The 21,726-nt window shown below is 58.9% G+C and carries 21 protein-coding genes and 1 pseudogene; 11 read left to right on the plus strand and 11 right to left on the minus strand.

Annotated features, from left to right (window positions below):
- Positions 1-44: 44 nt before the first annotated feature.
- The 3 genes from BLU75_RS14295 to BLU75_RS14300 are packed head-to-tail and all read left to right on the plus strand — an operon-like array spanning position 45 to position 2,637.
- On the plus strand, positions 45-1,400 hold the full coding sequence (locus BLU75_RS14295) for a nucleobase:cation symporter-2 family protein (protein ID WP_084381581.1): 1,356 nt from the start codon (positions 45-47) through the stop codon (positions 1,398-1,400).
- A gap of 59 nt (positions 1,401-1,459) precedes the next feature.
- Complete coding sequence (locus tag BLU75_RS27280) at positions 1,460-1,855, plus strand: hypothetical protein (RefSeq protein ID WP_130909294.1); 396 nt, start codon at positions 1,460-1,462, stop codon at positions 1,853-1,855.
- Positions 1,852-2,637 carry an outer membrane protein OmpK gene (locus BLU75_RS14300; RefSeq protein ID WP_084381582.1) on the plus strand — a complete coding sequence of 262 codons (786 nt, stop codon included), beginning with the start codon at positions 1,852-1,854 and terminating at the stop codon, positions 2,635-2,637. Before BLU75_RS27280 ends, BLU75_RS14300 begins: the two co-directional genes overlap by 4 nt.
- Positions 2,638-2,758: 121 nt before the next feature.
- Here BLU75_RS14300 and BLU75_RS14305 read toward each other — a convergent pair whose 3' ends face one another.
- Complete coding sequence (locus tag BLU75_RS14305) at positions 2,759-3,913, minus strand: patatin-like phospholipase family protein (protein WP_084381583.1); 1,155 nt, start codon at positions 3,911-3,913, stop codon at positions 2,759-2,761.
- 32 nt (positions 3,914-3,945) lie between these two features.
- On the minus strand, positions 3,946-4,878 hold the full coding sequence (locus tag BLU75_RS14310; RefSeq protein WP_084381584.1) for a lipid A biosynthesis lauroyl acyltransferase: 933 nt from the start codon (positions 4,876-4,878) through the stop codon (positions 3,946-3,948).
- A gap of 118 nt (positions 4,879-4,996) precedes the next feature.
- On the opposite strand from BLU75_RS14310, the gene minC reads away from it, so the two are divergent.
- From minC to BLU75_RS14335, 5 genes are all read left to right on the plus strand, one after another.
- Positions 4,997-5,734, plus strand: a complete 738-nt coding sequence (gene minC, locus BLU75_RS14315; RefSeq protein WP_084381585.1) for a septum site-determining protein MinC — start codon at positions 4,997-4,999, stop codon at positions 5,732-5,734.
- A 211-nt stretch (positions 5,735-5,945) separates the two neighbouring features.
- A complete protein-coding gene (gene minD, locus BLU75_RS14320; protein WP_084381586.1) occupies positions 5,946-6,758 on the plus strand; it encodes a septum site-determining protein MinD in 813 nt (270 codons plus the stop codon).
- 3 nt (positions 6,759-6,761) lie between these two features.
- The gene (gene minE, locus BLU75_RS14325; protein ID WP_084381587.1) at positions 6,762-7,016 is read left to right on the plus strand and encodes a cell division topological specificity factor MinE; all 255 of its coding nucleotides are present in this window, start codon (positions 6,762-6,764) and stop codon (positions 7,014-7,016) included.
- A gap of 193 nt (positions 7,017-7,209) precedes the next feature.
- Positions 7,210-7,845, plus strand: coding sequence for an RluA family pseudouridine synthase (locus tag BLU75_RS14330; RefSeq protein ID WP_084381588.1), 636 nt, complete (start codon positions 7,210-7,212; stop codon positions 7,843-7,845).
- Positions 7,846-8,019: 174 nt separating this feature from the next.
- On the plus strand, positions 8,020-9,309 hold the full coding sequence (locus BLU75_RS14335; RefSeq protein ID WP_084381589.1) for a M18 family aminopeptidase: 1,290 nt from the start codon (positions 8,020-8,022) through the stop codon (positions 9,307-9,309).
- A 54-nt stretch (positions 9,310-9,363) separates the two neighbouring features.
- On the opposite strand, the gene nagZ is transcribed toward BLU75_RS14335, so the two are convergent.
- Positions 9,364-10,374, minus strand: coding sequence for a beta-N-acetylhexosaminidase (nagZ, locus tag BLU75_RS14340; RefSeq protein ID WP_084381590.1), 1,011 nt, complete (start codon positions 10,372-10,374; stop codon positions 9,364-9,366).
- A 156-nt stretch (positions 10,375-10,530) separates the two neighbouring features.
- Positions 10,531-11,238 (minus strand): TetR/AcrR family transcriptional regulator, encoded by a 708-nt coding sequence (locus BLU75_RS14345; protein WP_084381591.1) that lies wholly within the window; start codon positions 11,236-11,238, stop codon positions 10,531-10,533.
- Between the two features lie 263 nt (positions 11,239-11,501).
- Between BLU75_RS14345 and lexA the strand changes: the two genes are divergently transcribed.
- Positions 11,502-12,110: a transcriptional repressor LexA gene (lexA, locus tag BLU75_RS14350; RefSeq protein WP_003172575.1), complete on the plus strand. Its 609-nt coding sequence runs from the start codon at positions 11,502-11,504 to the stop codon at positions 12,108-12,110.
- A gap of 10 nt (positions 12,111-12,120) precedes the next feature.
- Positions 12,121-12,595: pseudogene (gene sulA / locus BLU75_RS14355) on the plus strand (SOS-induced cell division inhibitor SulA).
- A gap of 154 nt (positions 12,596-12,749) precedes the next feature.
- Here sulA and BLU75_RS14360 read toward each other — a convergent pair.
- The 7 genes from BLU75_RS14360 to BLU75_RS14390 all read right to left on the minus strand — a co-directional run bounded on the left by BLU75_RS14360 (position 12,750) and on the right by BLU75_RS14390 (position 21,163).
- Positions 12,750-12,986, minus strand: a complete 237-nt coding sequence (locus tag BLU75_RS14360; RefSeq protein ID WP_084381593.1) for a hypothetical protein — start codon at positions 12,984-12,986, stop codon at positions 12,750-12,752.
- A gap of 103 nt (positions 12,987-13,089) precedes the next feature.
- Positions 13,090-13,611, minus strand: a complete 522-nt coding sequence (locus BLU75_RS14365) for a DUF6586 family protein (RefSeq protein WP_084381594.1) — start codon at positions 13,609-13,611, stop codon at positions 13,090-13,092.
- Between the two features lie 205 nt (positions 13,612-13,816).
- Positions 13,817-16,438: a type I DNA topoisomerase gene (topA, locus tag BLU75_RS14370; protein WP_090221486.1), complete on the minus strand. Its 2,622-nt coding sequence runs from the start codon at positions 16,436-16,438 to the stop codon at positions 13,817-13,819.
- Positions 16,439-16,552: 114 nt separating this feature from the next.
- Positions 16,553-16,789 (minus strand): DUF1653 domain-containing protein, encoded by a 237-nt coding sequence (locus BLU75_RS14375; protein ID WP_084381596.1) that lies wholly within the window; start codon positions 16,787-16,789, stop codon positions 16,553-16,555.
- Between the two features lie 96 nt (positions 16,790-16,885).
- Positions 16,886-18,061: an acetyl-CoA C-acyltransferase FadA gene (gene fadA / locus BLU75_RS14380; RefSeq protein ID WP_084381597.1), complete on the minus strand. Its 1,176-nt coding sequence runs from the start codon at positions 18,059-18,061 to the stop codon at positions 16,886-16,888.
- A 29-nt stretch (positions 18,062-18,090) separates the two neighbouring features.
- A complete protein-coding gene (gene fadB, locus BLU75_RS14385; RefSeq protein WP_084381598.1) occupies positions 18,091-20,238 on the minus strand; it encodes a fatty acid oxidation complex subunit alpha FadB in 2,148 nt (715 codons plus the stop codon).
- Positions 20,239-20,725: 487 nt separating this feature from the next.
- Complete coding sequence (locus BLU75_RS14390) at positions 20,726-21,163, minus strand: hypothetical protein (RefSeq protein WP_084381599.1); 438 nt, start codon at positions 21,161-21,163, stop codon at positions 20,726-20,728.
- Between the two features lie 105 nt (positions 21,164-21,268).
- Between BLU75_RS14390 and BLU75_RS14395 the strand changes: the two genes are divergently transcribed.
- Positions 21,269-21,706, plus strand: coding sequence for a universal stress protein (locus BLU75_RS14395; RefSeq protein ID WP_084381600.1), 438 nt, complete (start codon positions 21,269-21,271; stop codon positions 21,704-21,706).
- Positions 21,707-21,726 lie beyond the last annotated feature (20 nt).

Genomic DNA, 21,726 nt, shown 5'->3' on the forward strand with positions numbered 1-21,726 from the left:
ATTGACAGCCAGACAACAAAAATAAAAAAGATCCGAGGTGTTGCATGTCCGAGTTAGCCGAACCGCAGATTCCTGCCGCGCCGAGCATGGTGCGGCTGCCCTTGTTGCAACTGATCCTGGTGGGCCTGCAACACGTGTTGCTGATGTACGGCGGCGCTGTGGCGGTACCATTGATCATCGGTGAAGCCGCGGGTTTGAGCCGTGAGGAAATCGCATTCCTGATCAACGCCGACCTGCTGGTCGCGGGGATCGCCACCATCGTGCAATCCCTGGGTATCGGTCCGGTGGGCATTCGCATGCCGGTGATGATGGGTGCCAGTTTCGCCGCCGTCGGCAGCATGGTCGCCATGGCAGGCATGCCGGGCATCGGCTTGCAAGGGATCTTCGGCGCGACCATCGCCGCTGGCTTTTTTGGCATGCTGATCGCACCGTTCATGTCCAAGGTCGTGCGCTTCTTTCCCCCCTTGGTGACCGGCACCGTGATCACCGCCATCGGTCTTTCGTTGTTTCCAGTGGCGGTGAATTGGGCCGGCGGTGGTGCCGCCGCGGCGCAGTTCGGCTCACCTATCTATCTGGGCATCGCTGCGCTGGTGCTCGCGACCATTCTGCTGATCAACCGCTTCATGCACGGTTTCTGGGTCAACATTTCGGTGCTGATCGGCATGGCCCTGGGCTACGCCTTGTGCGGGATCCTCGGCATGGTCGACCTCAGCGGTCTGGCCCAGGCGCCTTGGGTGCAAGTGGTCACGCCGTTGCATTTCGGCATGCCGAAATTCGAGTTGGCGCCGATCCTGTCAATGTGCCTGGTGGTGGTGATTATTTTTGTCGAGTCCACCGGCATGTTCATCGCCCTGGGCAAGATCACCGGCCAAGAGGTCACGCCAAGGATGCTACGACGCGGCTTGTTGTGTGACGCCGGCGCGTCGTTCTTCGCCGGGTTCTTCAATACCTTCACCCACTCCTCTTTCGCACAAAACATTGGTCTGGTGCAGATGACCGGCGTGCGCTGTCGGTCGGTGACCCTCGCGGCCGGAGTTTTCCTGATCATCCTCAGCCTGTTGCCCAAGGCGGCCTTCCTGGTTGCCTCGATCCCCCCGGCGGTGCTCGGCGGCGCGGCGATCGCGATGTTCGGCATGGTGGCGGCGACCGGGATCAAGATCCTCCAGGAAGCCGACATTGCCGATCGCCGCAACCAGTTGCTGGTGGCCGTCAGTATCGGCATGGGCCTGATTCCGGTAGTGCGCCCTGAGTTCTTCGCCCAACTGCCGCTGTGGATGAGCCCGATTACCCATAGCGGCATCGCCATGGCCACCCTCAGCGCATTATCGCTGAACCTGCTGTTCAACATTTTGGGCGGCGCCGAACGGGCGGCGGCCAGCGTACACGCGCACACGCATTGACTCAGAACCTCGCTCACCCGGCGTCACAACAACAATAAGAACGATCAGGGAGCAACACCATGCACGCCACTCACCCGGGGCCGGCTTCAGGCCGTGCCCCACTCTCGTCCCACGCGCTCTGTAACGGCGCACTTGAGCACAGGCCTGGGAGCCAGTATTCTCCGCGCCCGCTCAAATCAACTCAAAAAAAAACAGCGAATGTAAAACCTGACTTCAAGGCCAACTTATCCCGGCCCACGGTCAGCCGCCCTGGCCTGCACAAAAACTTTGAATTCGACTGTGGTTATCACAGCCGACGGGGTTTTTTTGGCTTTTTTTACGCCTTGGCGCAGCTCTTGCTAAAAGCACTAAAGCTGACCAAACAGACGATTTTTGCAACACCTCAAAAGGCGCCAGACCAGAGCGTTTTATCTAGAAGAAAAACACAAAACCTTAACTCGGGAGCAACCGAATGAAACGTACCGTGAACAGCCTGATGCTGGCAGGAACCCTGTTGGGTGGGGGCCAGGCGATGGCCGGCGATCTGCTGCAGTGGCAGAACAACAGCCTGACCTACTTGTGGGGCAAGAACTTCACTGTTAACCCGCAGATCCAGCAAACCGTCACGTTCGAGCACGCCGATGCCTGGAAGTACGGCGACAACTTCTTCTTCCTCGACCGTATCTTTTACAACGGCAAGGAAGATGGCAACGTCGGCCCCAATACTTACTACGGTGAGTTCAGCCCACGCTTGTCGCTTGGCAAAATCCTCGACAAGAACCTGTCCTTCGGACCGATCAAAGACGTCTTGCTGGCGTTCACTTACGAGTTCGGTGAAGGCGACAACGAATCCTATCTGCTGGGCCCGGCCTTTGACTTGGCAATCCCCGGCTTCGACTACTTCCAGTTGAATTTCTATCAGCGCCAGACCGAAGGCAATCGCCCGGGTGACGGTGTATGGCAAATCACTCCGGTTTGGTCGTACACCATTCCCGTGGGTAACTCCGACGTGCTGATCGACGGTTTTATGGACTGGGTAGTGGATAACGATAAAAACGCCCGTGGTACTTACCATGCCAACTTGCACTTCAACCCACAGGTCAAATATGACCTGGGCAAGGCGATGAATTGGGGCGACAAGCAGCTGTATGTCGGTTTCGAATACGACTATTGGAAGAACAAGTACGGGATTGAAGACTCGGGCGCATTCAAAACCACCCAGGATACGGCGAGTTTCCTGGTCAAGTATCACTTCTAAGCGCTGAATGCTTGAAGCGCAGCCCTGTTAAGTAGCAGCTGTCGAGCCCTGGCGAGGTTGTATCAGGGCTCGACAGCCGCGTACTATTACGGTGCCTCGCGGGTAAGCCCCTATTCAAAACTCACGGCGTAGCCAGGCCGAGGAAGCGCGAAAGTTCTTCACGCTTGGCCAATGCATCGCGCCGGCCCAATTCAATCAACTCACTGCAATACCCCGCCTCGAACAACAGATAGCTGAGCACCCCCGCCCCGCTGGTCTTGGTCGCCCCTGGCCCACGTAAAAACAGGCGTAACGCGGCTGGCAACTCCTGGCGATGGCGCGCGGCTATTTCATCGATAGGCTGGCTGGGTGCGATCACCAACACATCCACCGGCGACAAGCCGCGTGCAGCGCTGTCCGCCGGCTGCAGGTGGCTGAACTGGTTCAGACGCTCCAGCAATTCGATATCGCTTTCAAGGCTGTCAATGAAGGTGCTGTTGAGCATATGCCCGCCGATCTGCGCCAGGGTCGGCTGCTGCCCGGTATAGCTGCGTTGCTGCGGCACCGAAGGATCGAAGGATCGCGGGTTGCCGCTGACGCCGACCACCAGCACCCGGTTGGCGCCCAGGTGCAAGGCTGGGCTGATGGGGGCCGATTGCCTCACCGCGCCATCCCCAAAATATTCCTGATCCAATTTGACCGGGGCAAACAGCAAGGGAATCGCGGAACTGGCCAACAGATGCTCCACGGTCAACGACGTGGGAAAGCCAATGCGGCGATGGCGCAACCAGGGGTCGATGGTGCCGCCGCCCTGATAAAAGGTCACCGCTTGTCCGGACTCATAGCCAAATGCGGTCACGGCCACCGCGTGCAAGTGCTTGTGGCGGATCGCTTCGTCGATTCCTTCAAGGTGCAATCTGTCTTGCAGCAGCTCCCGCAGCGGCGAGCTGTCGAGCAATGCCACCGGGACCGGCGCCCCCAGGCCCAACAGACTGCGGACAAGGAACCGACTCGCCTGGCGCATCACGCCAGGCCAGTCGCTGCGCAGCACCATATGGCTGCGAAAACCCTGCCAGAAGGCCGTGAGCCGCTGGATGGCGGCGGTGAAGTCGAGAGCGCCACTGGCCAGGCTCACGGCATTGATTGCCCCGGCCGAGGTGCCGACGATCACCGGAAAGGGATTGGGTGCGCCCGGCGGCAGCAGTTCGGCGATCGCCGCCAGCACCCCCACTTGATAGGCCGCTCGCGCCCCGCCGCCGGATAGAATCAGACCTGTGACCGGTTCAGCTGGACGCATTGCATCACTCCATGTGGGATTGGGTCGTGCCGTCAGCGGCGCTTTTCGTACAGCTTGGGTTCACCCGGCGGCCGGCTCTTGAAGCGACGATGGGTCCACAAGTATTGCTCGGGACACTCACGAACCGACGCTTCCACCCATTGATTGATACGCAGGCAATCGATTTCATCGGTTTCGCCAGGAAAGTCGCTCAACGGTGGGTGAATCACCAGACGATAGCCGCTGCCGTCCGCCAGCCGTTCTTGGGTAAACGGCACGACCAGGGCCTTGCCCAAGCGGGCAAACTTGCTGGTGGCGGTAACCGTCGCGGCCTGAATCCCGAACAACGGTACGAAAATGCTCTGCTTGGCGCCGTAGTCCTGGTCCGGCGCATACCAGATCGCCCGGCCAGCCCGCAGCAGCTTGAGCATGCCGCGTACGTCTTCGCGCTCGACTGCCAGGGAATCCAGATTGTGCCGCTCGCGACCACGACGCTGGATGAAGTCGAACAACGGATTGCCGTGCTCCCGGTACATGCCGTCAATGGTGTGCTTCTGCCCCAGCAAAGCAGCGCCGATTTCCAGGGTGGTGAAATGCAGCGCCATGAGAATCACGCCCTTTCCTTCCTGTTGCGCCTGCTTGAGGTGCTCCAGGCCTTCGACGTGGGCCAGGCGCGCCAACCGCGGCTTGCTCCACCACCAGCTCATGGCCATTTCGAAAAAGGCGATGCCGGTGGAGGCAAAGTTTTCCTTGAGCAAACGTTTACGTTCTTCGGCGGACTGTTCCGGGAAGCACAATTGCAGGTTTCGCGCGGCAATGCGTCGACGCTCACCGGCCACCCGGTACATAAACGCGCCCAGGACACGGCCAATCCCCAGCAAAACCCGGTATGGCAACTGCACGATCAGCCACAGCAGACCAAGTCCCAGCCAAAGCAGCCAGAAACGCGGATGAAAAAATACAGCTCGAAAACGCGGGCGATCCATTACAGATTCCGGTAAAGACAAGGGCCGCGCATTCTACAACGGTTCGACTCGGCTTGCGGCTAGCAGATGTTCTCGCTATAAGTCTCGACACTTTTCGTGACAAGCCGCTTTGCCGACCATGAGCCAAAATGAATCGCTAGACCAAGATCCCGTATTCCAGCTCAAAGGCAGCATGCTCGCCATTACCGTGCTGGAACTGGCCCGCAACGACCTCGACGCACTGGACCGCCAACTCGCCGCCAAGGTTGCCCTGGCCCCGAACTTCTTCAACAACGCCCCGCTGGTGCTGGCCCTGGATAAATTGCCCGCAGGCCAAGGCGCCGTTGATCTGCCCGGATTGATGCGTGTGTGCCGCCAACATGGGCTGCGCACCCTGGCTATTCGCGCCAGTCGCATCGAAGACATTGCCGCAGCCATCGCCATTGAACTGCCAGTATTGCCACCGTCCGGTGCCCGCGAGCGCGCGCTCGACCCGGTGGAAGGCGAAATCAAGAAAAAAACCGAAAAACCACCCGAGCCGACGATCAAGCCGACAAAGATCATCACCTCTCCCGTACGCGGCGGACAGCAGATTTACGCCCAGGGCGGCGACCTGGTGGTGATTGCTCCAGTCAGTCCCGGTGCGGAACTTCTCGCCGATGGAAACATCCATGTATACAGCCCTATGCGCGGACGCGCACTGGCCGGCATCAAGGGTGATACCAAGGCGCGTATTTTTTGCCAGCAGTTGACCGCTGAACTCGTGTCCATCGCAGGTCAGTACAAGGTTTCAGAAGATTTGCGCCGCGATCCGCTATGGGGAGCCGGGGTACAAGTCAACCTGTCGGGCGATGTGTTGAACATCATCCGTCTTTAACGGATACTGCCGCATTTTCCAAGCATCTCTAGACTCTGATAGCAAAGCGAAAACGGCAAGATTTGAGTAGGAGTGATTAACAGGCGAAGTTGACCTTCGGGTAAGTCGCAGTTTTTCACCTTCATTCCTACACAGGCTGTCCGCCTGCGGCGAGTTTCAAGAGATGTTTTTCAGGGACTGGAAAGTCCTTTTTCCTTAGGGGTGAAACACCTTGGCCAAGATTCTCGTGGGTACATCCGGCAAGGGTGGTGTGGGCAAGACCACCACCAGCGCCGCTATCGGTACCGGCCTCGCTTTGCGCGGTCACAAGACAGTTATCGTCGACTTCGACGTCGGTCTGCGTAACCTCGACCTGATCATGGGCTGCGAGCGCCGCGTGGTGTATGACTTCGTCAACGTGGTCAATGGCGAAGCCAACCTGCAACAGGCCCTGATCAAGGACAAGCGCCTTGAGAACCTGTATGTACTGGCCGCCAGCCAGACCCGTGACAAAGACGCGCTAACCAAGGAAGGCGTGGAGAAAGTCCTGATGGAACTCAAGGAAACCTTTGAGTACATCGTGTGCGACTCCCCGGCCGGCATCGAGACCGGTGCCCACTTGGCGATGTACTTCGCCGATGAAGCCATCGTCGTGACCAACCCGGAAGTTTCCTCGGTACGTGACTCAGACCGCATGCTCGGCCTGCTGGCCAGCAAATCGCGCCGCGCCGAAAAGGGCGAAGAAGCGATCAAGGAGCACCTGTTGCTGACCCGCTACAACCCTGAGCGCGTGAGCAAGGGTGAAATGCTGGGTGTTGAAGACGTCAAAGATATCCTCGCCGTGACCTTGCTCGGTGTGATTCCGGAGTCCCAGGCTGTGCTCAAGGCTTCCAACCAAGGCGTTCCGGTCATTCTTGACGACCAGAGCGACGCCGGCCAGGCGTACAGCGATGCTGTCGATCGCCTGCTGGGCAAGACCGTGGAACATCGCTTCCTCGACGAAAAGAAGAAGGGATTCTTCGAGCGTATCTTTGGAGGCAACTAAACAATGAAATTTCTCGACTTCTTTCGTGCCAGCAAAAAGCCAAGCACCGCGTCGGTAGCGAAAGAGCGTCTACAGATCATCGTGGCGCATGAACGCGGCCAACGCAGCACCCCGGATTACCTGCCAGCCTTGCAGAAGGAACTGGTCGAAGTGATTCGCAAGTACGTCAATATCGGTAACGATGACGTGCATGTGGCGTTGGAAAACGACGGCAGCTGCTCGATTCTGGAACTCAATATCACCCTGCCTGATCGCTGATCGAACCGGTAGTCGTCACGGCGGCTCCGCTAAACAGCCTCCATGGAAGGAGCGAGCCTGCTCGCGAAAAACTCAAGGGCAGCGCGTTCATTCAGGATAAACGCGGCGTCCTCAGGTTCTTCGCGAGCAAGCGCGCTCCTACAGGAAAGCTAAATAGCGGAGCCGCCGTTGGCGTTTGTTACGAGGCTGTTTAATGCCGCTGTCCAATATCCACATTCTTCACCAGGACGCCGCCGTCCTGGTGGTGAACAAGCCAACCCTGCTGCTGTCGGTGCCCGGTCGCGCCGATGACAACAAAGACTGCCTGATCACACGCCTGCAGGAAAACGGCTACCCCGAAGCCCGCATCGTCCATCGCCTGGACTGGGAAACCTCGGGCATCATCCTGCTTGCGCGGGATGCCGATACCCATCGCGAACTGTCTCGCCAGTTCCACGACCGCGAAACCGAAAAGGCCTACACCGCCTTGTGCTGGGGCCAGCCGCAGCTGGACAGCGCCAGCATCGACCTACCGTTACGCTACGATCCGCCGACCAAACCGCGTCACGTGGTGGACCATGAGTTCGGCAAGCACGCCCTGACCTTCTGGAAAGTGCTGGAGCGCCATGGCGACTGGTGCCGGGTTGAACTGACGCCGATTACCGGGCGCTCGCACCAACTGCGCGTGCATATGTTGTCCATCGGTCATCCGTTGCTGGGCGACGGTTTGTATGCCCACGAACAAGCCCTGGCCGCCTGGCCGCGCCTGTGCCTGCACGCGAGCATGTTGAGCTTCACCCACCCGCAAAGCGGCGAACGCCTGCGCTTCGAGTGCCCCGCTCCTTTCTGAACGGCTAGACACGATCATCCGTAGGAGCGAGCTTGCTCGCGAAAAACCCGAGAGCGCCGCGCACACCCAGAATACCTGCGTTATCGTTGGCGATTTTCGCGAACAGGCTCGCTCCTACAATGAATCAACAGGGCCAATACGGTAGACTCGCGCCATTGCTGTCTGGAGCTACTTATGCGCGAAGCGTTGAACCAAGGCCTGATCGACTTCCTCAAGGCCTCCCCCACTCCCTTTCATGCCACCGCTGCCCTCGCCCAGCGCCTGGAAGCCGCCGGTTTCCAGCCGCTTGACGAGCGCGAAACCTGGACCACCGAGGCCAACGGTCGCTATTACGTAACCCGTAACGACTCTTCGATCATTGCCTTCAAACTAGGCCGTCATGCCCCGCTGCAGGGCGGTATCCGACTGGTGGGCGCCCATACCGATAGCCCGTGCCTGCGCGTCAAGCCGCAACCGGAGCTGCAGCGCCAGGGTTTCTGGCAACTGGGCGTGGAAGTCTATGGCGGTGCGTTGCTTGCTCCGTGGTTCGACCGCGACCTATCCCTGGCGGGCCGCGTGACCTTCCGCCGCGACGGCAAGGTCGAAAGCCAGTTGATCGACTTCAAGCTACCTATCGCCACCATCCCCAACCTGGCCATTCACCTGAACCGTGAAGCCAATCAGGGCTGGGCGATCAATGCCCAGACCGAGCTGCCGCCAATCCTCGCGCAGTTTGCCGGTGACGAGCGCGTGGACTTCCGTGCGGTGCTCACCGACCAATTGGCCCGCGAGCATGGACTGAATGCCGATGTGGTGCTCGATTATGAACTGAGCTTCTACGACACTCAGGACGCTGCCGTCATCGGCCTGCACGGCGACTTTATTGCCGGGGCACGCCTGGACAACCTGCTGTCGTGCTACGCCGGCCTGCAAGCCTTGCTCACTGCCGAAACCGATGAGACATGCGTCCTGGTCTGCAATGACCACGAAGAAGTCGGTTCCTGCTCGGCGTGCGGTGCCGACGGTCCGATGCTGGAACAGACCCTGCGCCGCCTGTTACCCGAAGGCGATGAATTCGTACGCACTATTCAGAAATCGCTGCTGGTGTCCGCCGATAATGCTCACGGCATACACCCGAACTACGCCGACAAGCACGACGCCAATCATGGCCCGAAACTCAATGCCGGCCCAGTGATCAAGGTCAACAGCAACCAGCGCTATGCCACCAACAGCGAAACCGCCGGTTTCTTCCGCCACCTGTGCATGGCCGAGGAGGTCCCGGTACAGAGCTTCGTGGTGCGCAGCGACATGGGCTGTGGCTCGACCATCGGCCCGATCACCGCCAGCCACCTGGGCGTGCGCACCGTGGACATCGGCCTGCCGACCTTCGCCATGCATTCGATTCGTGAGCTGTGCGGCAGCCATGACCTGGCACACCTGGTGAAAGTGCTGAGCGCGTTTTATGCGAGTCGCGACCTGCCCTGACGAGGCTCCCCTCGCCGCTGTCGATCCCCGATGGAGCCCGACAGCGGCGACGCATTATTCGATCAGTTGCGCATTGCGCAGTGCACGCAATGCCGCGAGCCAACGCGGATCCTGCTTGTAATCAGTAGACGCACTGGCTTGACCGCGCATCCGCGCAATCCGTGCCGACGGTGTGACTTTCATGCGCTGAGCGGCGCTCAGCGCCAACTCGGCGGCGGCGCGGTCGTTGCACACCAGTCCCATGTCGCAACCGGCCGTCAGGGCCGCCTCGATGCGGCTGGCGGCATCACCCACCACGTGAGCGCCGGCCATCGACAGATCATCACTGAAAATCACCCCGTCGAACTGCAATTCGCCACGCAGGATGTCCTGCAGCCAGCGGCGCGAGAAACCGGCAGGCTGCTTATCGATCTGCGGGTAAATGACGTGAGCCGGCATGACAGCTGCCAGTTGCTTGCTCAAGCGAGCGAACGGCACCAGATCGCTGGCGCGGATCTGCTCCAGGCTGCGCTCATCATTGGGAATGGCGACGTGAGAATCCGCCTCGGCCCAGCCATGCCCCGGAAAATGCTTGCCGGTGGCCGCCATGCCAGCGCTGTTCATGCCCCGGATAAAGGCGCCAGCCAATAGCGCGGCACGTTGCGGATCGCTTTCGAACGAGCGCGTGCCGACGACGGCACTGCGCTGAAAATCCAGATCCAGCACCGGGGCAAAACTCAGATCCAGACCGACAGCCAGCACTTCTGTCGCCATGACCCAGCCACATTGCTCGGCCAGGAATTCGGCATCTGGATTGTCAGCCAAGGCGCGCATGGCCGGCAAACGCACAAAACCCTGGCGCAAGCGCTGAACCCGTCCACCCTCCTGATCGACTGCCAGCAATACGTCAGGACGCACGGCACGAACGGCTGCGCTTAATTCACGCACCTGGCGCGGATGTTCGATGTTGCGCGCAAAAATGATCAGCCCGCCCACTTCAGGTTGACGCAACAAATGGCGATCCTCAGCCGTCAACCAGGTACCGGCGACATCCACCATCAAAGAGCCTTGCAGGGCAGCAGTCATAAATTTTCCTTAAATAGCGCGCGCAACCCATCGCATCGCCAGGTTCAGGCCTGGCAATGGACGCTCACGAAGAGCAATGGATTGTGGATAATCATCTGAAATCGGCATGGACCGCTAGCTTAGCGGATGCCAGCAGCCACGCCCACCCGGAAGCGGTTAAACCTTGGCAACGGTAGGCACGGACTTGCTGCGTGGGCGCAGTTGTGCGGCCGCCATGGCCTGATCGGTGACACCGGTTTGCGCACGCATGCCGGCGGCAAGGAACGGCACCATCAGGCGCATGACCTGCTCGATCGATGTATTGACGCCAAAATCAGTTTCGGCAATCGCCCGCAAGGCCTTGATCCCCGACATGCTGAACGCCGCGGCACCCAGCATGAAATGCACGCGCCAGAACAATTCAATCGGTGGGATGCGAGGGGCGGCCTCATTGACCAGTAACATGTAACGGCGAAACACCTTGCCGTACATATCCTCCAGATAACGCCGCAGGTGACCCTGGCTCTGACTGAAGGCCAGGCCCAGCAGACGCATAAAAATAGACAGGTCGTTGCCGCTCCGTGGCTGCACCACCAGCGCTTGTTCGACCAGGATCTCCAGCAGCTCTTCCAGGCTCGGCTTATGGTCCGGCTTGGCCTGGCGACGCTCCAGCTCACGATCGAGGCTGACACAAAACGGCCCCAGAAAACGTGAGAACACCGCCTGGATCAAGGCCTTTTTCGAACCAAAATGGTAATTCACCGCAGCGAGATTGACCCCGGCCTTGCTGGTGATCAGCCGCAATGAAGTTTCAGCAAATCCCTTTTCCGCGAACAACTGCTCAGCAGCATCGAGAATGCGTTCAACGGTTTCCGACTGGGCCATGGCTACTCCGCCTGACAAACACTTGTTTGAAACATACGTTTCACTTAGTGCGATGTCAAGCCTGCGCAGCCGTTTTCCGGCTGCTCAATCAGCCGTTAGGCGCTTATTTAATCACATCTTCCGGTGTAGGTAGGCAGCACTCTGCGCAGGCGCTTGAAGCGCCGACGGATGACCGTCCGGCGGCGTTAAGAAAAACGGTGATTGCCAAGCGCGATTCACTGTATATAATCCCAGTCACTGTATAAAAAGACAGAGCGATCAACATGCTAAAACTGACGCCACGCCAAGCTGAGATTCTCGCTTTTATCAAGCGCTGCCTCGACGATAACGGCTATCCGCCGACCCGCGCCGAAATTGCATTGGAACTGGGCTTCAAGTCCCCCAATGCCGCCGAAGAACACCTGAAGGCCCTGGCGCGCAAAGGCGCAATCGAAATGACGCCTGGGGCCTCCCGAGGCATTCGCATTCCCGGCTTCGAGGCCAAGGCTGACGAGTCGACATTGCCGATCATTGGTCGTGTCGCTGCCGGCGCGCCTATCCTGGCGCAACAGCACGTCGAAGAATCCTGCAACATCAACCCGACGTTCTTTCATCCCCGGGCTGATTACCTGTTGCGGGTACACGGCATGAGCATGAAGGACGTCGGCATTTTTGACGGCGACCTGCTCGCCGTCCATACCACGCGCGAAGCCCGCAATGGCCAGATCGTCGTTGCGCGCATCGGTGACGAGGTGACAGTCAAGCGCTTCAAGCGCGAAGGCAGCAAGGTCTGGCTTCTGGCCGAAAACCCCGAGTTCGCACCCATAGAAGTGAACCTGAAAGATCAGGATCTGGTGATAGAAGGCTTGAGTGTCGGCGTTATTCGCCGCTAACGGAGGCATCATGCAGTTCCCGCACGCCCAGCAACACACACAACTGCCGCTGTTCGAGGCCTTCATGGCCCAGCCGCTGGCACCCATCCTCAAGGAAACAGTTGAAACCCCGTGGATCAACGAACCCGAGGTATTCAGTGAATTGTCGTTGCGCGGTGCTGCCGGGAACTGCCTGAGCTTGCTCGCCCCTATTCTTCGTGAATTGAGCCAGGAGCAGGACGCTCGATGGCTGACCCTGATCGCCCCCCCCTTCCAGCCTGACCCAGGCCTGGTTGCGGGATGCAGGCCTGAACCGCGAGCGCATCCTGCTGTTGCAGCCTCGGGGCACTCAGAGTGCACAGCAATTGGCGTGCGAAGCTTTGCGCCTGGGGCGTAGCCACACTGTGGTCAGCTGGTTGAATCCATTGAGCCCCACAGCCAAACAGCAACTGATCAGCGCTGCTCGTATTGGCGATGCACAAAGCTTGAATATTCGATTGGGATAAATTCTGGAGCGCCGCGTAATGCGTATCCAGGCATCCGCTCAAAGACTGTCCGATTGCAGCCCTGACACTGAGTCAGTGTCTGCGATGGACGCAAGGCTTCTACAGGGTTGAGACGGACGTGTAAGGTTAAACGCGAAAAAACCGACAAACGGACTCAGTGAAGTACGCGTGCACCGCCTTCTTTTTCCGGCTCATCGCCTTCGGCAAGACGCCCAGCCATCTGTACACCGACGCTCAACATGGCCTTTGCTACTTCTACATGCTGACCTTGCAGGAATGCTTTAGCGTCCTCGGAAAAGTCCAGAGTCACCAGAGAACCCTCGTCCTCAGCCCTGCGCAGCTCAATTCGGCCGTCGGGCAATTCAACAATTTCCAAAAAGGACGTTGGCATAAAAGTCTGTTCTCCACGAAAGGCCGGGATTATATCAGTCTTGCGGCAAGCCGGCTCGCCACACTAAGGGTCAACGTCCGCCCTCCCGATGATCGTCAGTCGATCAGCACTCGTTCAACCCATCCCGAAAGCGGATCGCGAGCTTTTTCAGTTCCTGGCGCCAGCTTTCAAGCTCTTCGCGGCTCAAGGGCGCTGGCTCCTCCTCGGCCATCGAAACGGTCACGATCAACGGCTGAGTGACATCACCCTTGGGAATATGGGGAATACGTGGCGGCTGAAACATGTCGCTATGCGCCTTGAGCAAGCGCGCGACCCAACTGTCGGGGCTCTGAGCCATTTCCACCAGCTCGGCCAACTCGGGAATGGCCGTGTTCTCCAGCACTTCACGATTCATGATCGTTTCCGCACGGGGAGCGCCGGCCTGAGGCAAGCGGTAGAACCCGGCGATTTCATGACACAGGCCCAACAAAGCCCCATAGAGGTGAAACAACGCCGACTCACGTCCCGCCTGTACCAGCGCGATGGCATTCATCTCCTTCCCTTCCTCGGCACGACCAAGGGCTTCCAGGGACAAACCCGCGAAATAGATTTTCTGGTTGGTACGCGTATAGAGCTCGTTGGCCATAACGGCAATCTCCACAACGAAAGAAGCGTGATGCTGACTATGCAGGAGCGAGCTTGCTCGCGAAAAACCCGAGAGCACCGCTGGGTGTCAGGTTTTCTGCATCATCCTTACGACCTTCGCGAGCAAGAACCAGGCGTCCCCCTCGCTCCTACAGTAGACCATGGCCGCCAGCACAGGCCGCCATGGTCTCTCTGAGGCTAGCGGATCAGGCGCCCTGGCGCTTGTCCTCGACCTTCCACTTGCCGCCGTCGTAAAACGCCTTCCAACCGGTAGGCTTGCCATCCACTTCGGTCTGCACGTACTGCTCCTTGGTCTTGCGGCTGTAGCGGATCACCGCCGGACGACCGTCGGGGTCCTTCTTCGGCGCCTCGCAAAGGAAGTGGTACTTGGGATCGATTTCATCCTTGTGCGGCATGATTTCCAGCACCAGCGGTGCACGGGTCTCGCGGTTTTTCGGGAACTGGCTGGCAGCCAGGAACAGGCCCGAAGCGCCGTCACGCAGGATGTAGGTGTCGTTGACCTTCTCGCATTTGAGTTCAGGCATCTTCACCGGGTCCATCTTCGGCGGCGCCGCGTCACCGCTTTTCAGCAGTTTGCGGGTGTTCTTGCAGGTCGCGTTGGTGCAGCCGAAGAACTTGCCGAACCGGCCCGTCTTGAGCTGCATCTCACTGCCACACTTGTCGCACTCCAGGCTCGGACCTTCGTAGCCCTTGATGCGGTAAGTGCCTTCCTCGATCTCGTAGCCGTTGCAATCCGGATTGTTACCGCAGATGTGCAGTTTGTGCTTCTCATCCAGCAGATAGGCGTCCATCGCAGTGCTGCAGATTGGGCAACGGTGCTTGCCACGCAGTACCAGCGACTCGGATTCACCTTCGTCATCGGCGGCAATTTCATCGCCCGGCACCAGGTTGACGGTGGCCTTGCAACGCTCTTTCGGCGGCAAGCTGTAACCCGAGCACCCCAGGAACACGCCGGTAGACGCGGTGCGGATCTGCATCGGACGCCCACAGGTCAGGCACGCAATATCCGTCATCACCGGCTGGTTGGCGCGCATGCCGCTGTCAGGGCTTTCCGCCACCTCGAGCTTCTTCTTGAAGTCGCCGTAGAACTCGTCGAGCACGTTTTTCCAGTCGCGCTCGCCCTGGGCCACATCATCGAGGTTCTCTTCCATGCCGGCGGTGAAACCGTAGTCCATCAGGTTGGAGAAACTCTCGGAGAGTCGTTCGGTGACGATATCGCCCATCTTTTCCGAATAGAAACGACGGTTGTGCAGGGCCACATAACCACGGTCCTGGATGGTGGAGATGATCGCCGCGTAAGTCGAAGGACGACCGATACCACGTTTTTCCATCTCCTTGACCAGACTGGCTTCCGAATAACGCGCCGGTGGCTTGGTGAAGTGCTGGGACGGATCAAGCTTGATCAACTTCAGCACGTCACCCTGGGCCATGTCCGGGAGCACGTCGTCATCGCCCGGCTTGGCGATTTGCGGCATCACACGGGTGTAGCCGTCAAACTTGAGGATGCGCCCCTTGGCACGCAACTCGAAGTCCCCGGCACCGACACTGACGGTGGTGGACAGGTATTGCGCCGGCAGCATCTGGCAGGCGAGGAACTGGCGCCAGATCAGCTCGTAGAGGCGCTCAGCGTCGCGCTCCATGCCGCTCAGCTTGCTTGGCTCGGTATTGGCATCGGACGGGCGAATCGCTTCGTGAGCCTCTTGTGCGCCTTCCTTGCTGCTGTAGACGTTCGGGGATTCCGGCAGGTACTTCTTGCCGAATTCGCCTTCGATATAGGTACGCGCCATCGCCACCGCGTCCACCGACAGGTTGGTGGAGTCGGTACGCATGTAAGTGATGTAGCCTGCTTCATACAAACGCTGGGCCATCATCATGGTCTTCTTCACCCCAAAGCCCAGGCGGTTGCTCGCGGCCTGTTGCAGGGTGGAGGTGATAAACGGCGCCGAGGGCTTACTGCTGGTCGGCTTGTCTTCGCGCTTGACGATGCTGTAGCTGGACGCCTTGAGCTTTTCCAGTGCCGCCATGGCCTGGGCTTCGTTGAGCGGCTTGAAGGCCTCGCCCTTCTCGCGAGCCACGTCAAAGCGCACGGTAGCGCCCTTGGTGGTACCCAGGTCAGCGTGGACTTCCCAGTACTCTTCCGGAATGAACGCGCGAATCTCGCGCTCACGCTCGACCACCAGCTTCACCGCGACCGATTGCACACGGCCGGCGGACAGGCCACGGGCAATCTTCGCCCACAACAGCGGCGAGACCATGTAGCCCACCACGCGGTCGAGGAAACGCCGCGCCTGCTGGGCGTTGACACGATCGATGTCCAGTTCGCCCGGCTTGGAAAAGGCTTCCTGGATGGCCTTCTTGGTGATTTCGTTGAACACCACCCGCTTGTAACGGCTGTCATCGCCGCCAATGGCTTCCCGCAGGTGCCAGGCAATGGCTTCCCCTTCGCGGTCCAAGTCCGTCGCGAGATAGATGGTGTCAGCATCCTTGGCGAGCCGGCGCAGCTCTTCGATGACTTTTTCCTTGCCTGGGAGGATCTCGTACTTGGCTTTCCAGCCATGATCAGGATCGACACCCATGCGCGAGACCAACTGCTTGCGGGCTTTCTCTTTCGGCGAGAGCACCGGACCTTCGCCCGCAGCCGCCTTGCCGCGCTTGGCGGCAGGCTCCTTGCTGGCGCTCGCCGAGCCGCTCGTGGGCAAGTCGCGGATATGGCCGATACTCGACTTCACCACGTACTCGTTGCCCAAGTACTTGTTGATGGTCTTGGCCTTAGCCGGGGATTCCACAATGACCAGCGATTTGCCCATGGATCGGAAAATTCCTGAATTCGAGAAGTGAAAGGCGGTTGGCGCCTGACGCGGCAACGCTATATATAGTGGCAACAGAGTGAGGTCAAGCGCAGCAACCTGCGCGACCTGCCGTCATTGCCCTGAAAAAAGACTGGGTTCGGCCTGGATCAATACAAAGCGCGGGACCTGTTCGCCGTCAACCTCGACCGTCTCCAGGAACATGCTCAAGGGACGTACCCAAAAACCGTAATCGCCATACAGTGCTTGATAAAACACCACTTGCTCTTCAGTCTCGGAATGTCGCGCGACATTAAAAACGCGGTATTGCGGACCTTTGTAATGCCGGTAGAGCCCTGGTTCGACTTTCATGCTCTGGCGCCTCAGAAACCTTGTTAAAAAAAAATATAAAAAATCCCAAAAAACAAAAACCGGGGCACTGGGCCCCGGCTTCCATCACCGCAACGCTTAAACGCGTTCGAAGACGGTCGAGATACCTTGGCCGAGACCAATGCACATGGTGGCTACCCCGAGGTTGCCGCCATTTTGCTTCATCACGTTCAGCAAAGTGCCGGAGATACGCGCACCGGAACACCCGAATGGGTGACCCAGGGCAATCGCGCCGCCGTGCAGGTTAACCTTCTCATTCATCTTGTCGAGTACTTTCAAATCTTTCAACACTGGCAGAGCCTGTGCGGCGAAAGCTTCGTTGAGCTCGAAGAAGTCGATGTCAGAGATGCTCAGACCCGCGCGCTTCAGTGCTTTTTGTGTGGCCGGTACAGGACCATAGCCCATGATCGCGGGGTCCACACCCGCCACCGCCATCGAGCGGATCACCGCCAGCGGTTGAATACCCAAATCCTGGGCACGCTGGGCCGACATCACGATCATGCACGAGGCACCATCGGTGATCTGCGACGAAGTACCGGCCGTCACGGTGCCGCCCTTGGGATTGAAGGCTGGCTTCAAGGCCGCCAGGCTTTCCAGGGTGGTGTCCGGACGAATGGTTTCGTCGTAATCGAACAATTTCAGGAAACCGTTCTCGTCGTAGCCGTTCATCGGGATGATCTCATCCTTGAACTTGCCTTCCACGGTTGCCTTGTGGGCCAACTGGTGGGAGCGCAGGCCAAAGGCGTCCTGGGCTTCGCGGGTGATGCCGTGCATCTTGCCGAGCATTTCCGCGGTCAGGCCCATCATGCCCGAGGCTTTCGCCGCGTACAGGGACATGTGCGGGTTCGGGTCGACACCATGCATCATGCTGACGTGACCCATGTGCTCCACGCCGCCGACCACAAATACATCACCGTTGCCGGTCATGATTGCCTGGGCGGCAGTGTGCAGCGCGCTCATGGAGGAGCCGCACAGGCGGCTGACGGTCTGGCCGGCAGCGGTGTGCGGGATCTGGGTCATCAGCGACGCCATGCGCGCGATGTTCCAGCCCTGCTCCAGGGTCTGGTTGACACAGCCCCAGATCACGTCTTCGACTTCGTTCGGGTCGACCTTGACGTTGCGCTCCAGCACTTTGCTGATCAGGTGCGCCGACATGTCCTCGGCACGGGTGTTGCGGTGCATGCCGCCTTTGGAGCGGCCCATCGGCGTACGACCGAAGTCGACAATCACGACGTCTCTTGGATTCAAGCTCATAAATATTCTCGCTCTAGTCGTTTGGGCGCTTAACCGAAGAAGCTCTGGCCGTTCTTGGCCATCTCACGCAACTTCGCGGTCGGGTGGTACAGCGGGCCCAAATCAGCGTATTGATCAGCCAGGGCAACGAACTCGGCCACACCGATCGAGTCGATGTAACGCAGCGCACCACCACGGAATGGAGGGAAACCAATACCGTAGACCAGGCCCATATCGGCTTCGGCGGCGGTTTCAACGATGCCGTCTTCCAGGCAACGTACGGTTTCCAGGCACAGGGCGATCATCATCCAGTTGATGATGTCCTCGTCGGACACCTCACGCTGTTCGTAGACAATCGGCGCGAGCACTTCATGCACCGAAGGATCGGCGACTTTCTTCTGCTTGCCCTTCTTGTCGGTCTCGTAGGCGTAGAAACCCTTGCCATTCTTCTGGCCCAGGCGCTTGGCTTCGTAGAGCGCGTCGACAGCCGAACGGCGGTCGTCTTTCATGCGGTCCGGGAACCCTTCAGCCATCACGTCGCGACCGTGGTGGCCGGTGTCGATGCCGACCACGTCCATCAGGTACGCCGGACCCATTGGCCAGCCGAATTTCTCCATGACCTTGTCAATGCGCACGAAGTCCACGCCGGCGCTGACCAACTTGGCGAAACCGCCGAAGTACGGAAACAGTACACGGTTAACGAGGAAGCCCGGGCAATCGTTGACGACGATCGGGTTCTTGCCCATTTTCTTGGCGTAAGCCACGGTGGTGGCAACGGCCAGCTCACTGGACTTCTCGCCACGGATCACTTCCACCAGCGGCATCATGTGCACCGGATTGAAGAAGTGCATGCCGACGAAGTTTTCCGGACGCTTGAGGGCCTGGGCCAGCAAGGTGATGGAGATGGTCGAGGTGTTGGACGCCAGAATGGTGTCTTCCTTGACCTGGGCTTCGACTTCAGCGAGTACCGCCTGCTTGACCTTCGGGTTCTCGACAACCGCTTCGACCACCAGGTCGACGTGACCGAAGTCGCCGTAGGACAAGGTCGGACGAATGCCGTTAAGCACTTCAGCCATTTTCGCAGCAGTCATGCGGCCTTTATCAACGCGGCCCACCAACAGTTTCGCGGCTTCCGCCAGACCCTGCTCGATCCCGTGTTCGTTGATGTCTTTCATCAGGATCGGTGTGCCTTTGGACGCCGACTGATAAGCGATACCGCCCCCCATGATGCCGGCGCCGAGTACGGCGGCCTGCTTCACGTCCTTGGCGATTTCGTCGTAGGCCTTGGCTTTTTTCTTCAGCTCCTGATCGTTCAGGAACAAGCCGATCAAGCTCTGCGCGGCAGAGGTCTTGGCCAGTTTGACGAAGCCAGCCGCTTCAATTTCCAGCGCCTTGTCACGACCGAAGTTCGCAGCTTTCTGGATGGTCTTGATGGCTTCGACAGGCGCCGGGTAGTTCGGACCGGCCTGGCCCGCGACAAAGCCCTTGGCGGTCTCGAACGACATCATTTGTTCGATGGCGTTGAGCTTGAGTTTTTCCAGCTTCGGCTGACGCTTGGCCTTGTAGTCAAATTCGCCGCTGATGGCGCCCTTGATCAGGTTCAGTGCCGCTTCTGCCAGTTTCTCGGGAGCCACCACAGCATCCACTGCGCCGACTTTCAATGCGTCTTCAGCACGGTTTTCCTTACCCGCGGCGATCCACTCGATGGCGTTGTCGGCACCGATGATACGCGGCAGGCGCACGGTACCGCCGAAGCCTGGGTAGATGCCCAACTTGACTTCCGGCAGGCCGATTTTTGCGCTGCTGGCCATGACCCGGAAATCCGCGGCCAGGCACATTTCCAGACCGCCGCCCAGCGCGATGCCATTGATCGCGGCAACAGTCGGTACGTTAAGGTCTTCGAAATCGCTGAAAATCTTGTTGGCTTCGAGGTTGCCAGCCACAAGCTCGGCATCGGGCAGCTTGAAGTTGTCGACGAATTCAGTGATGTCGGCGCCGACGATGAACACGTCCTTGCCACTGGAAACGATCACGCCCTTGACCGACGCATCTGCTTTGATGGTGTCTACGGCCTGACGCAGTTCGTTCAGGGTTAGACGGTTGAACTTGTTGACGGACTCACCCTTGAGGTCGAATTTCAATTCGACGATGCCACTTTCAAGAGCCGTAACCGTGATGGCTTTACCTTCGTAAATCATCAACTGATCTCCACGATATGGAAGCTGAACAGTACACGTCGGACGCAGGCCTCAGCGTAGACACTGACGTTACCGTCGATGCTAACGCCAATTCGCCAGGCACACCCGCCAACGCGATAGTCGGGATTCTGTACGAATCGTCTGAAAGACAAACGCTCAATTCATACGCCCGTTTGATTTGGGTACGTCACCTTCATCCAATTAACGACAATTGTCAATCGCTCGAAAGGGCCATGAAAACGCGACTTTGCAGTCACTTCGCAACCGCCACGCCAGATCAATACGCAGACATTCACAAAATCAATAATCAGAGAAATACACGCACGAGCTGTACGACAACGGATATCCGCTCTTGCTTTTCTGTAGGAGCGAGCTTGCTCGCGAGAAGCCCGAGGACCCCACGCTCACCCTGAATGCCCGCGTTATCCTCGACGATTTTCGCGAGTAAGGATTGGTCGCTCGCCCTGGCGCCTACAATGAGGCTGCGTCACGCCAGCGCCTTGAGCAGCGCATTGATATCCTGCAACACGCTCAGTTCGCCCTTCTCGCCCCAACACAGAGCGATCATTTGCTTGTCCGCCTCGACCTTGTAGACATTCGCCGGCAGCGTTGCAAAATGCGGCAACAACTTTTCATCAGCACACACTTCCTGCCACTGGTTGACCCACACACCCGGTTCCAACTGCCAATAACTCCAGGTCATAGGCTTGCTCCCGCGCCGTGGCCGATGGTACTGCGCACAAGGGCTCGGCGGCTCTTGCTTGAGCCAGTGCGGCCATTCCTGGGGCGTCAGTTGCATGGACAGACCGATGCGTCGCGCCTCCATGCGCAGCGCCATGCGCCCGCTCTGATGGCGCGAGGGGCGCAACCATGCCAAGGGGCTCAGAACCACCACAAGGATTGACACCACTATCCAGACCGTCATATGTGTACTCCCTAACTTCTAGATGAGCGGATTTGACCTGACGCAACCCCATCCGCTTGAAAGCAGCCATACTGAACTTATTGCAGTCCCCTGGAGGAACGCCTCATGCCCTATGAACACATCCTGGTCGCCGTGGATCTGACCGAAGAGTGCGATCCGGTGATCAAGCGCGCCCTCGGCCTGGCCGGCGACGTTTCAAAGTTGTCCCTGGTACATATCGTCGAACCCATGGCGATGGCCTTTGGCGGCGACGTGCCGATGGACCTTTCGCAATTGCAGCAACAGCAGTTCGATCAGGCAAAGGAACGCCTTGATCGACTGATAACCAAGTATCCGACACTGAAAAAAGAGCATAGCCATCTGACTTACGGCCAACCGCGCCAGGAAATCCACCACCTTGCCAAGGAACAGAACTGCGACTTGATCGTCGTCGGCAGCCATGGTCGGCACGGCCTGGCCTTGCTGCTGGGCTCCACCGCCAACGATGTATTGCACAGTGCGCCGTGTGATGTGCTGGCGGTGCGACTGCTGAAAAATACTTAAGAGCGACGGCAATCAAATGT

The organism is Pseudomonas mucidolens, from assembly GCF_900106045.1.
GTDB classification, from domain to species: domain Bacteria; phylum Pseudomonadota; class Gammaproteobacteria; order Pseudomonadales; family Pseudomonadaceae; genus Aquipseudomonas; species Aquipseudomonas mucidolens.